The organism is Shewanella hafniensis (genome assembly GCF_019655335.1).
In the GTDB taxonomy this organism is placed as follows: domain Bacteria; phylum Pseudomonadota; class Gammaproteobacteria; order Enterobacterales; family Shewanellaceae; genus Shewanella; species Shewanella hafniensis.
Map to the genome: position 1 here is coordinate 16902 of NZ_BPFD01000060.1, position 12808 is coordinate 29709.

The 12808-nt window shown below is 46.1% G+C and carries 12 protein-coding genes; 8 read left to right on the forward strand and 4 right to left on the reverse strand.

Annotated elements, in window-relative coordinates:
* Positions 1–18 precede the first annotated feature (18 nt).
* Positions 19–2031 carry a DNA helicase Rep gene (gene rep / locus K5Q99_RS15935; protein ID WP_106649179.1) on the reverse strand — a complete coding sequence of 671 codons (2013 nt, stop codon included), beginning with the start codon at positions 2029–2031 and terminating at the stop codon, positions 19–21.
* A 235-nt stretch (positions 2032–2266) separates the two neighbouring features.
* Between rep and ubiK the strand changes: the two genes are divergently transcribed.
* The 3 genes from ubiK to K5Q99_RS15950 all read left to right on the forward strand — a co-directional run bounded on the left by ubiK (position 2267) and on the right by K5Q99_RS15950 (position 3393).
* A complete protein-coding gene (ubiK, locus tag K5Q99_RS15940) occupies positions 2267–2521 on the forward strand; it encodes a ubiquinone biosynthesis accessory factor UbiK (RefSeq protein WP_106649178.1) in 255 nt (84 codons plus the stop codon).
* 96 nt (positions 2522–2617) lie between these two features.
* Positions 2618–2962 (forward strand): hypothetical protein, encoded by a 345-nt coding sequence (locus tag K5Q99_RS15945; RefSeq protein ID WP_220591322.1) that lies wholly within the window; start codon positions 2618–2620, stop codon positions 2960–2962.
* Between the two features lie 83 nt (positions 2963–3045).
* Complete coding sequence (locus K5Q99_RS15950; RefSeq protein WP_220777411.1) at positions 3046–3393, forward strand: hypothetical protein; 348 nt, start codon at positions 3046–3048, stop codon at positions 3391–3393.
* Here K5Q99_RS15950 and K5Q99_RS15955 read toward each other — a convergent pair.
* On the reverse strand, positions 3390–4562 hold the full coding sequence (locus tag K5Q99_RS15955) for a winged helix-turn-helix domain-containing protein (protein WP_220777405.1): 1173 nt from the start codon (positions 4560–4562) through the stop codon (positions 3390–3392). The genes K5Q99_RS15950 and K5Q99_RS15955 overlap by 4 nt on opposite strands.
* Before the next feature lie 245 nt (positions 4563–4807).
* Here K5Q99_RS15955 and K5Q99_RS15960 point away from each other — a divergent pair, with 245 nt between their 5' ends.
* The 3 genes from K5Q99_RS15960 to K5Q99_RS15970 all read left to right on the forward strand — a co-directional run bounded on the left by K5Q99_RS15960 (position 4808) and on the right by K5Q99_RS15970 (position 7900).
* Complete coding sequence (locus tag K5Q99_RS15960) at positions 4808–5338, forward strand: hypothetical protein (protein ID WP_220777406.1); 531 nt, start codon at positions 4808–4810, stop codon at positions 5336–5338.
* Between the two features lie 176 nt (positions 5339–5514).
* Positions 5515–6993 (forward strand): cell envelope integrity protein CreD, encoded by a 1479-nt coding sequence (gene creD / locus K5Q99_RS15965; protein ID WP_220777407.1) that lies wholly within the window; start codon positions 5515–5517, stop codon positions 6991–6993.
* A 124-nt stretch (positions 6994–7117) separates the two neighbouring features.
* Entirely contained in the window at positions 7118–7900 is a 783-nt protein-coding gene (locus K5Q99_RS15970) for a phosphatase PAP2 family protein (protein ID WP_220777408.1), read from the forward strand.
* A 50-nt stretch (positions 7901–7950) separates the two neighbouring features.
* On the opposite strand, the gene K5Q99_RS15975 is transcribed toward K5Q99_RS15970, so the two are convergent.
* Positions 7951–8676 carry a substrate-binding periplasmic protein gene (locus K5Q99_RS15975; RefSeq protein ID WP_106649172.1) on the reverse strand — a complete coding sequence of 242 codons (726 nt, stop codon included), beginning with the start codon at positions 8674–8676 and terminating at the stop codon, positions 7951–7953.
* A 190-nt stretch (positions 8677–8866) separates the two neighbouring features.
* On the opposite strand from K5Q99_RS15975, the gene K5Q99_RS15980 reads away from it, so the two are divergent.
* Positions 8867–9367, forward strand: a complete 501-nt coding sequence (locus K5Q99_RS15980) for an Lrp/AsnC family transcriptional regulator (RefSeq protein WP_006083449.1) — start codon at positions 8867–8869, stop codon at positions 9365–9367.
* Positions 9368–9735: 368 nt separating this feature from the next.
* On the forward strand, positions 9736–11100 hold the full coding sequence (locus K5Q99_RS15985; protein WP_220777409.1) for a sodium-dependent transporter: 1365 nt from the start codon (positions 9736–9738) through the stop codon (positions 11098–11100).
* 86 nt (positions 11101–11186) lie between these two features.
* Here K5Q99_RS15985 and K5Q99_RS15990 read toward each other — a convergent pair whose 3' ends face one another.
* Positions 11187–12062, reverse strand: coding sequence for a Tim44 domain-containing protein (locus K5Q99_RS15990; protein ID WP_220777410.1), 876 nt, complete (start codon positions 12060–12062; stop codon positions 11187–11189).
* Positions 12063–12808 lie beyond the last annotated feature (746 nt).

Genomic DNA, 12808 nt, shown 5'->3' on the forward strand with positions numbered 1-12808 from the left:
CAGTAAGTGAAACGCTCACTATTTTTTAAACATATCCCTTAAGCTAGAAATATTGGCTCGCCCCGTTTGCATCCGCTCCTGCTCAGTTTGCTGTGGTTTACGATTTTCCCACACCACATCGTCTTGAGGTAACTCAAGTAGAAAACGACTCGGCTCACAACGCATGGTTTCGCCAAATTGGCGCCTTTCACGGCAGAGGGTAAACCACAGTTCACGTTGAGCCCGAGTGATGCCCACGTAGGCTAAGCGACGTTCTTCATCGACATTGTCCTCATCTATGCTGGTTTGATGGGGCAAGATACGCTCTTCCACTCCCACCATAAACACAAACGGGAACTCTAAGCCCTTAGAAGCATGCAAGGTCATCAACTGCACCTGATCGCCACCTTCATCCTCACTATTGCGCTCCATCATGTCTCTGAGCGTCAGTCGAGTCACGACCTCAGGCAAGGTCATTGGCTCATCTAATTCATCACCTGCGAGCATCTCAGTGACCCAACGATAAAGCTCTGAGATATTCTTCATCCGCATTTCAGCGGCTTTGGCACTCGTGCTGGTTTCGTATAGATAATCTTCATAATTGATCTTACGGATCAAATGCTTCACTGCCTCGACAGGCTCACCACGCTCGGCATGATCCCCTGTCTCGACGATGAAACGCCCAAACTGATACAGGGATGACATAGCCGCAGGCGGTAAATGATGATTCAGTTCAGGCTCAAAAATCGCCGCAAACATAGAAATATGCTTCTCGTTGGCAAAATTACCTAAGCGTTCTAAAGTCGATGGGCCTATGCCACGTTTAGGCAAGTTAACGATGCGCAGGAAAGCATTATCGTCATCGGGATTCACCACCAGCTTTAGATAGCCCATGATGTCTTTGATTTCAGCACGGGCGAAGAATGACGTACCGCCACTCAATTTATAAGGAATACGGTTAGTCATCAGCGCGCGTTCGAGTAACCGCGATTGGTGGTTGCCGCGATACAGAATCGCATAGTCGCCAAATTGAGTACGGCCGACAAACTTGTGCCGCACAATTTCGGCGACCACACGCTCGGCCTCTTGCTCCTCGTTGGCGGCAAATAGCACCCGCAGCGGCTCACCATAGGCAAGCTCACTAAAGAGTGCTTTATCGTAAACATGGGGATTGTTCGCGATAAGAATGTTGGCAGCCCGTAGGATCCGTTGGCTAGAACGGTAATTCTGCTCGAGCTTAATTAACTTAAGCTGCGGAAAATCTTTACCCAATAATACGAGGTTTTGTGGCTTAGCACCGCGCCATGAATAGATAGACTGATCGTCGTCACCCACTACGGTAAAGCGCGCCCGCTCACCCACTAACAGCTTTACCATTTCATATTGGCTGGTATTGGTATCTTGATATTCATCCACCAGCAAGTATTGGATCTTGGTTTGCCAGCGGGTACGCACTTCTTCATGGTGTCGCAACAATAAGGTTGGCATCAGAATCAAATCGTCAAAATCTAAAGCGTTATAGGCTTTCATATGCTGGGCATAACGCTGATACAACATAGCAAATAAGTGCTGTTGCTCATCTTTAGCAATTTTGCGTGCGTGCTCGGGAATAATTAAGCCGCCCTTCCAGTTTGAAATCGTACTGGCGAGCGCTTTAAGTAAATCTTTATCTTCATCTAACTCGTCTTGGGTTAACTCTTTGAGTAGCGCTAAGGTATCTTGATCATCAAACAGCGAAAAACCCGGTTTTAAACCTAAGACCTTATGCTCACGTTTAATGATCTCAAGCCCTAAGGTGTGGAAGGTTGAAATCCACAGACCTCTGGCCTCTTTGCGTCCCATGGACTGAGCGACCCGCTCTTTCATCTCACGGGCAGCCTTGTTGGTGAAGGTCACCGCCGCGATATTGCGCGCCTTATAGCCGCACTTTTCGACCAAGTAAGCGATTTTATTGATAATAACGCGCGTCTTACCACTGCCCGCACCCGCCAATACTAGGCAAGGGCCTGAAACATAATGAACAGCATCGTTTTGGGCGGGATTGAGTTTCATCTTTGCGCAATATCCAAACAAGTCGACAGAAAAGGATGGGATCATAGCAGAATCGGCGGTTTTAAGGCTAACAAATCCCCGCTTGGTCTGAGCAGAACTCAACCCAATAGGCATGCTTGGCCGTGATATAAGCCTCAACAACGGCTTACAAAAAGTCATTACACGTTAGCTTTACTTTTGAAACCAAACACACTGGGTTACAATCAACTCATTCAGAGAAAAGGCGGACAAGATCATGATCAATCCAAAGAAAATCGAAGAAATGGCGAAACAACTGAGCGAAAGTTTGCCCAGCGGTCTGAAGCAATTTGCCGGTGAATTTGAAGAACGCAGCAAGCAAGTTCTGCAAAATCAATTGCTCAAGTTGGATATGGTTTCCCGTGAAGAATTTGATGTGCAGCAACATGTGCTACTGAAAACCCGCGAAAAATTAGAAGCGCTGCAAGCTCAAGTCAATGAGCTAGAAAAAAAGCTCAACGCTGCAGACTAACTTAGGTTATATCTGTTTAATAAAGCACAGTGGGCGAAAACGCAGCTGTGCTTTTTTGTTTTTAACGCTTTGAGCAGTGCGTCACTTGGAGAAACAATGCAGCAACTCGCCAGTTATATTCTTGCGATTCACGGATACCCAAGCTTAGTATCGGTAGTGAACCAGTCGAGTAAAAGCCATAGCTATCAAGATAACGACCTCACTATTCATGAAGTAGAAACGCTGTATCACTTCGATAATGGCGTGGTGATCTGCCAGCAAACCGAGCAAGATCAACTCATGCTTGAGACGACATCTGATAATGTTTGCGAAGACTATTGGATAAACTATCGAGTGATAGTATCAAGCGGAATCGTTATTTCACCGCAGCAGAAATCCTTCAGTAACCTGTGTCAACAAGGATTCTGGCTCAAAATGCAACGGGATCGTAGCTCAATATAGACCTGTAAAATAGACCTACAAAATAGACCTGCAAGCCTGTGTGATTTAGACAAAGCATCAACAGAGGGAAGACGATAAGCGTGATGGAAACCGCTGTGGAGTTAATCACTTTTGAGAGCCTAATACGCTGGACATTCCTCCTGCTCGGTGGCCTACCGTTACTCACTTATCCCGGAGTGCTCCTCGCCAGTTTGATGGGACTGGCCAGTCAATCAAGCATTAAACCCGCTTTTATCACTCGATTGATGAATCAGTGTTTTCTATGGGGAAGCCTAGTTTATCCCGCCGTGTATATTCCCTGCTATCGCCTTGCTAGCAATAGCACTTCGACTTCATCCTTAATCATTGCAGCGCTGCCACTGCTGTATCTAATCTTACTGTATGGCTGCTTTCGCTTTATGGACATTCCAATTAAAACGACTGATGACTAGCACTTTTGTTGCCGTGCATATTTTTGCTTCAGGCCTTTATGATTTGCTTTAACTAACTTCCAGCGATCGCAACTGTTAAAGCAGGCGTATTCCTTGATGGCGATGTCAAATGCAGCACAGAAATCCTCATCTAAGCCATTCACCATCACGCCCTCTTCTAAGGTCAATTGCTGTAATAGCAATATGCCCGTTTGGCGATCGGCTTTCACATCCACACGGCCAACAAAAGTGTCGCGCCACAGAATCGCTAAAGAATAATAACCATACCGACGCTTTTCAGCGGGCACATAGACTTCAATTTGATAATCAAAATCAAACCATTGTTTTAGTCGTTGCCGTTGGATTAATAAATTATCGAAAGGATTTAGCAGCCAGACTTTATTAGATAATGGCGCATTGAGCTGTAATGCACAGTGATAGAAGTAACTTTGGCCTGCAACCTTAAAACTGGCTAATAACCCCTGTGAGTGCATCTCTACCAGCTCTTGGGCAACCGCTGATTTTAATCCTTTACGTAGATAGGCAATTTGCGCCGCTGTGCCAAAGGCATGGGCATAGAGATAACGATCAATCAGATAACGGATAAACTCAGCCTCTGTTGGTGCTTCAGTATTAATACCTTGTGGTAACACCCGCGCAGTGAGATCGTAAACCTTCTGGAATTTTTCCCGCCGCACTACCATCAACTCACCACGCATAAAGAGCTGCTCTAGGGCTTTTTTCGCAGGTTTCCAATCCCACCAGGCACCATTTTTACCTTCACTGTGTTCAAAATCACTGGCCTTGAGCGGCCCTTCTGCAAGGATTCTCGCCCGCACTTCCTGCATCACTTTATCATCGGGTTCAAACCAATGCTTACCGCCATTTTGCAACTGTTGTTTACGTTGCAAACTAAACCGATAATCGGCAATCGGTAAATAAGCCGCCGCATGGGACCAATATTCAAAAATCTCACCTTTAGCCAAAGCCGAATCGAGCATCTTCGGCTGGTATCCAGGCATACGGCTATGCAATACATGGTGATGCGCCCGTTCAACCACATTAATCGAGTCGATTTGCACATAACTGAGGCGCGAGATAGTCTCAGCCACCGAAGTCTGTGGCTGCAATAATCCTTGCTGCTGCATCGTTAATTGCAGCCATTCGCGGGGTGAAAAGGGATTAGACATCTCGTTTCCTAAGGTAAAACCTGCAAACACTAAGCCCAACAGACAAAACTAAGATTCTAAAAAATGCTGATGTAGTTTGTATCTTTCAAATGAGCCCCTAAAATACACCGCAAACCAGCTCATGCAGCGCGCTATTCGGATAACATAAGCCATTTATAACTTAACGGCTATCGCTTTACAGCCTTGTGAGTTACACGGCTCAAGGTAGCGCCGACCGCGCGCTGACGCCTCATTAAGGATTGATGATGAATCTCTACTATCGCCAAGCACAACTCTGCGGCCGCAAAACGGGCAATGGCACTAAGCTGCCATTTTTAATGAATATTTTGTATTCACTTGCCGCTAAAAATGGCGATCACCAGCCCTTTTCAATGGATGACATTAACGCCGTATTGTTCAATCAACATCAGTCCATTGGTTGCTCTATCAAAGCGCCGCTACCGATAGTGAGTTGGCGCACCGAAGCAATCTGGTATGAGTTATTTAAAGGTGAAGAGCTGGTTTATCTGCCCCAATGCATCATCTTTAGCAATGGCGCCATCGCCTATGTCATTGTCGTCATAGGTGATGAGTATGAGCTGCGTATTTGGCCCGATTACAGTAACCGTGAGCGGGAAAAACAGCACTGGTTTTCCCACCATGCCGTAGTCTATTCCGCCGAACTTGACGTCTTTAAGCAAAGCTTCGAAACACTGCTTAAGCATATTCGAACAGAAGACGACTATGAGGCAAAACACCCCAAATTTGGTAAAGACACCCCAATCTCAGATTTATAAACGGGATTAATGAGTATGGATTTAGCGGTAATTGCCATAATTTTGCCACTATTGATCAGCAACTTGCCCGCAACTCTTACGGGGAAATCTGTTTTAATACCCGCCGTGATACCGAGCTAACTCAGCACAATCTTAGCGGTGAAGTCTCGGTCGTATTTCATAGGGAATGAAATCCAATGTTCAGTATTATTTTCTGGGTACTCACCCTACTTAGTTTGGCCTTATTTGGTGGCGCGGCCTATTTAGTGGTGCGCGCACTCCTCAAAAAATTTAATCAAAATCAAGGAATAGACATGGAATCGCCACAGGCATTGTCCTCACACAGTAAAGGGACGTCACTCGCTAAAAACACGACTCTATTGAAAGCGTTAACCATAGGCATACTGTCGATCTTAGCTTTGATCCCATTAGGGATCATCATGGACATGACCTCAGATCGCGAAGCCCTGTACCACAGTGTTGTCGATGAAATTGGCCGTTCATGGGGCGAGCAGCAAACGCTCTCAGGACCTGTGCTTGTCATTCCCTATAGCTATTTTGTGATGCAGGAAGAAGTCAGCGCCGATGGCAAAAATCGCCATCAAGTAAAGCGTACCTATCAAGATGAATTGGTCATACTGCCGAAAAAACTCAAACTAGATTTAGATCTCAAACATGATTTCCGTACCCGCGGCATTTATCAATCCTTAGTTTATAACGCCACTTTGCAAGGCAAAGCAGATTTCAGTTTAAGTCATTATGAAATCCCCAACCTCATTGCCTTTGACAATAAAAATGCGCGCCTCGCCTTTGGTGTCTCATCAAATCAAGCCATTGATAAAGTGGATAAACTTGAATTAACGGGTGAGGCGGTCACGCTGTCAGGCTCGCTGATGTCGGGCACAGGTTTAGGCACCACTGGCGGCTTAGAAAAAGGCTTCAACCAAGGTGTACAAGTCGGTGAAGCGAGTGACTTTAGTGTGGACTTTGCGATGACACTGCGCGGCTCGCAGTCGATTAGTGCCTTACCGCTGGGCGAACAAACCCTGCTCAATATTCATGCGGATTGGCCACACCCGAGCTTCAAGGGATTATTACCCGCAGAACGTGATATTAACGCACGGGGTTTTACCGCAAGCTGGAATATCAGTCACTTAACCCGTAACTACCCGCAGGAGTTTATTAAGAGTAATCAATCGACCCTGACCGAAGTGTCGGCCAATGCGATTCTGTTCGAGCCCGTGACTCACTACGGCAAGATTGAACGCTCAGTAAAATACGGCCTACTGTTTATCGTACTGACTTTTATCATGTTATTTATTTTTGAGCTGGGGCAAAAAACCAGTCTTAGTACGATTCAATATGTGTTAGTCGGCAGCGCCATGGCCTTGTTCTATTTGCTCCTGCTGTCGCTATCTGAGCATTTAGCCTTCTTGCATGCCTATTTAATTGCCGCCTGTATTCCTGTGCTATCGGTATCCGCCTATGTCGGCAGCGCCACGGCAAGTATCAAGCGCGGTGCGATAGTGAGCATTATGCTGGTGAGTTTATATGCCGTACTGTACTCGATACTGCAACTGGAAGATTACGCCCTGCTGATGGGCACAGGATTACTGCTCGTTGTCCTGCTGATTTTGATGTTTGTCACCAGGCATCAACCCAAGAACACGGCGTAACAACGCCCTACCAATCCACCCTTGAAGACCCCCGACAGCGCCACTTTTTGCTGTCGGGATTTTTTTTGATTGGCAAAGCCATTGCCGCGTTGTAGCCTATGGCGTTTATCAAGAGGCTTATATTTTGACCCATAGCGCCTATCTTTTCCGCCGTTTAAGCTTTGCTTGGTTATTGCTGGCAAGCATTCCTGGCTTACTGTTACTGACCCAGAATCAGCTGTTCCCACTGATCGATCTGCACTCTCACTTAGCCCAAACTTTATATTGGATTACCATGACGGGCACGGCGCCCTATGGCGTAGCCACTGTGTTGTTTGTGCTGGCTATCGCCTATCGTCTTATGCCTAAAGCCCTCTTTATGAATTTGTTTTTAGCCATAGGTCTCAGCCAAGTCATTAGCTTAAGTGTGAGCCATACGCTCAAATCCTATTTCAAAGAGCCCAGACCTAATCTGGTCTTTTTGGCTGAGCAAGCACTGCCTACGAACGAGCAGCTTTCACTCGATGCCTTTTATCAATTGGATAAGCAGGGGCGCTCCGAGACAATATCCAATGCGCTCGATGGCTTAAAAGTGGCAGAGCCTGAGATGAGGCTCGATTCGCGCATCCACCAGCATTGGGAAAATGAAATCGGTTATTCCTTCCCCTCTGGACATACCATTTTTGCAGTGACGCTCGTGCTCACCGCCAGTTACTATCTACTGCTAGCTGGCTTACCTAGCCTTGTAATAGCATTATGGAGCTGGGGATTTTTGATGGGATTGAGCCGCATGCTGTTAGGGATGCACTGGCCACAAGATGTGCTGTTTTCGACCTTTTTAGCCGCCTTCATCAGCTGCTTGAGCGTGTTCTTAGTCAGTAAGCTGCGTCCACTCCCGCAAGCGCTCGTGAACAAGGCCAAACCCTAACCTCTGTTGTTGATCACCTCAACCGAGTCTCTCCAAATACTTAGGCCTAGCTAAGCACTGCCTAAGTATTTGGCCACTAAGGCCTGATAAACTCCATTAGCCTTAATTTTTGCCAACCCTTGATTAAACGTGTCCCGCGCGACTGAGTTGTGGAACACCATGCGATAGGATGTCGGTGGGAAAATAAAGTGATAGCTCAATGCTTGCTGGGTGTCGATATTGGGTTCAACAAACCTATTCAATTGGGTAAAGATATAACGGTCGGCAATCACAGTATTAATCCGGCCTAAGTACAACATACGATTCTGGCTTAATTGAGTATCGACTTCGCGATAAATCGTCTGTTGCGCTACGGCATTAAATTCAGCACCGAGCAACAAGCGAGCATTTTCAAAGGCTGCGATACTGTAGTTTTTAAGATCGGCAATACTTTTTATTTCAAGGTGTTGCGCAGCCAAGCTAATCGCCACATTGGTATAGTCGACATAATCATTAGACCAATAGCCATCGACACCATTTGCGGGATTCATGGTCATCACAGCATCTAATCTGTCTTTGTTGAAATATAAGATTTGGCGCTTACGAGAGTAAAATTTGAAGTTAACTGACTGGCCCATTTCCTTAAAAGCGGCCTTAATAATATCAATCTCAAGTCCCGATTCGGCATCTTCGATAATATAGGGTGGGCGATTTAACGCACTACCAATGGTTATCGAGGCAGAAAATGCATACGTCGGTAAGATTAATAGGCAGATTAACAGCAAACTCAAGCGCATACAGTGTCTCACTCTTATTAGTATCATAACTATAGCGGTTAATGCTGGGAGATCCAGACAGCGCGCCCTCACTCACAGTCAGTAAAGGTGATCACTCCCCCAACTTTTACAACCTGATTACTCAAGATTTTTGGCAAACTTGGCTAAGGCTGGCAAACTAGGGGCTGACCCAGCTAACCCTAAGCTTTCGATGACAGAAACTCACCCATACAAACTCGATCAACTCGATTTAACCATTTTGCGTTTACTGCAAACCCACGGCAGATTGTCCAACCTCGAACTGGCCAATAAAGTCGGCCTATCGCCGTCCCCTTGCTCGCGCCGTGTTAAAGCCCTAGAAGAAGCGGGCTATATTGCCGATTATGCAACGCGTCTGTCGGCGGATAAATTCAACCTGCATTTGACCGCGTATATCCATGTGCGGATGGAAAAACACACGCCAGCAATTCTTAATCAATTTGAAGCCAATGTACTGGCCTACGAAGAAGTCCAAGAATGCGCGCTGATCACAGGTTCTGAAGCCGACTACCAACTCAAAGTGTTAGTGCAAGATATGGCGCACTTTCGCACTTTCCTGTTAGATAAACTCACGACGAATGTGCATATCGCAGGTGTGCATTCCAGCTTTGTGTTGAAAAAGGTCAAAGACCACACGGCCATTCCCTTAAGCCATATCACCATTCAACCATAGGCTCAGTAAAAGATACGGCGTTCTGACACTCAATGTTGCGACATGACTCAGACTTATCCAGTCATAATCGCGGCTCAAGTAAAGTCATAGCATCAAAATACCCACTAAGCTTCTGCCATACGGTATTTTTTGACCATAAGATCACAATTCATTGCATTTTTATCATCGCAATTATTCACTAAAGTGAGCTCACTAGTCGTCACTACACGCAATATAGTCTCGAAAAACACAACAAGAAGAAATATAACGCCAAATTACCAGCAAAATAGGAATATAAATTGCTGATTAACATCAATTTAACGCACTAAAATTGCGTTGAACTTCTTATTTATCCGCCTAAGATACGCCTTCTTTTTACGGGAGGCACAATGCAATCGGCCAATACAAGTTCGACTAACCACTTCAGCTCACGCTTAGGTTTTATCATGGCGGCAGCCGGTAGCGCCGTGGGTGTAGGTAACATTTGGGGATTCCCCACCCAAGCGGCCACCCATGGCGGCGGTGCCTTTTTACTGGTTTACCTAGTACTGATTTTTATCCTAGGCATTCCCATGCTCATGGCTGAACTCATGATAGGTCGCCACGGACAAACCAACCCCGCCGATGCCATGGGCAAACTCGGCTTCAACACCCTAACTCGCAATTTAGGCAAGGCGATAGGTTTGATTTCCATCGTCACCGCGGGATTGATTTATACCTTCTACAGCATTCTTTCTGGCTGGTTTGTCAGCTACGCCATCGCCCCGATTGCCACAGCCTTTGGTTCGAACGATACCGCCGCTTGGTTAGTGGATTTCTCGCTGTCACGTAATCTGGTGTTCACGCTGATCTTCAGCACACTCGTGTTTCTGGTATTGCTGCAAGGCGTGCAAGACGGCATAGAAAAATGGTCGAAACGCTTAATGCCGTTATTGTTGATCATGCTGATCGCGGGCGTGACGTATATCTTTACCCTTAATGGCGCGAGCGAAGGCATTACAGCACTATTAACGCCTAACTTTACCAAGGCACTGGCGCCAGATACCTTGATCAGTGCGCTCGGACAAACCTTCTTCTCACTCACCATAGGCACAGGTGCCATGATGGTTTATGGCAGCTATTTGAGCCAAAAAGAGAATATCGCTAAGCTGACCGTATGGGTTGCCTTTACCGATAGCGGCATCGCCTTTCTCGCCGCCTTTTTAATCATCCCAGCCATGTATGTGGCCCAGCACAATGGCGTGCAGATTTTTAACGCCGAAGGCAAACTACTCGACTCAGATGCGCTGGTGTTTACTGTTTTACCCGCATTATTTTCGACCTTAGGTGACACGGCCAACCTCATCATTAGCGTGGTGTTTTTTATTCTGCTGATCATCGCCGGCCTGACTTCTGCCATTTCCATCGCCGAAGTCCCGACTAGCTATGTGATGCAAAAATTCAAACTCAGCCGCCAGCGCGCCACCTTGATCATCGGCCTATTACTGACCTCATTATCCCTATTGCTGGCGGTATTTTTTGAGACGCTATTTAGCTTCACTATTATGCTCACCACCCAAATCGCCCAGCCGCTGGTCGCCCTCGGCATTGCGATTTACTTAGGTTGGATTTGGCGCCAAAGCCAGTTACTCAAGGCGATTCGTGGACAAGAGGGTGTCGATACCACAGGACTCTTCTGGCGCATTTGGCCAAGGTACGTGAAGTATGTGTGCCCAGTACTGATCATCGCGATCGCCATCAGGCAATTTGTGTAACCCTTTAAAAAGCAAAAATCCCCGCTTAATGCGGGGATTTTTATTTAGCTATTAACAGATTAAGGCTGCTTTTGAAAACGGGCAGATTACTGTTCGATACCAACGATCAACCAAGGTGAATTGGCTTGCGTTACGTTACGCTCTAAATGCCAGATTTCCTTAATGTCCTCTTCTACGCCTTCAACGGTATCACGATAGCGGCCGCTAAATTTAACGCTCACTTCCGCAAGATTGGCATTGTGTGTGGCGCGGACAAGTTCTGCATCCAAAAACATCACTTCAGTGTGCTGCTCGCCCACTAACTCGCGGCGTTGGTTGCTGAGTTCATTGTAAAGCTCAATCGAAACATACTCTTGGATTTTGCTTAAGTCGTTTTCATTCCACGCCAATTGCAAGGTTTTGTAGTGGCTACGCGCACCTTCCAAAAAGCCGGGTAAATCAAAACCCGCAGGTAAATTAAAGGGAACTGCGCTTGTCGCTTGGCCAAAACTATTGCTGCCACTGTTTGCATTATTTGTAGCATTGGTGGCAAAACCTGTTTGTTCAGTCTGTTGGCGCTGCATATTTGGATTGGGTTGGCCAGCACCCGCGTAGGCTGGTCTTGGCTGCGCCCCCGCTTTTGAGGCCATCAGAGTACGGACAATTTTAAACAGCACGAATGCCAACAGAGCGATAATCAAAATATCCATAAATTGAATATTTTCAAAACCTTCACCCATAAACAGCGCAGCCAATAGGCCGCCCGCTAATAAACCGCCTAACATGCCGCCCATCATACCTTTCTTGCCCGGCGCGCCCGCTGGTGCCGTAGTCGGTGTGTTAGTCGCCGCTGGTTGAGCAGGCGCTGTTTGATGACTCTTGCCAATAGACTTACTACCGCCGAACTTTTTCGCTTCTGCGACTGGACTAGCAACAAAGCTAACCGCAAAAATCATCGCAAACATAATTAATAACTTTTTCATTTATAAGATCTTTGTTTGTATAACCTGTGGTATCGGCATCATAGCCGGATGACATTATATGTCAACTATCAAAAGAGGGCCTAAGCTTACAAACTTCGTTTGTTCTTCTAAATCAAAATCAAAGTCGTGGGGCTTCGTCCCTAATTGTTCAACTTGACTCAACTCAGAATGCCTCTAAAGATATGATTATTCGGCTATAAATGACGTGAGAATTGATTAAGCACTGCCATTCCAGTGACACGCAGCAAGCACATCCCTGTGTGCTCGACCGTGACATCCCTGTCACGGACGGTCACTTACACGCCAGTGCTTAATCCCGTTAACTACCGTGCATCCTGATAGCCAGAACTACCCGAAGTTCAATACCAAGATCGAAGTACCATCTAAGCAGACATAGCTTTGGAAGAGTCATTAACACAGTCACCATAGTGAAAAAAATGCATGTCCTATCATTTCTTTATGGCCAGATTTTTTTCCTACCGCAAAAAAGCAAATTCCTATAGCATTATTCATACCCATTTACACGGATGTGGCAGCGGCCAAGTCCAACAAGCGATTTATGCCCTGCAAACAGCGCAGCGCATAAATACTAAAACGTTATGTGCCTAGGCGTTTACCCCAAACTGTGAAAGTAAATTAGAAATATATGAAATTACATCATTATACGACCATCGAAAACTTAGCTTTAATTCTAAATTCTAAAAAAATTCGATTTTCTAGGTTAACGACTGTAGATGATACTGAAG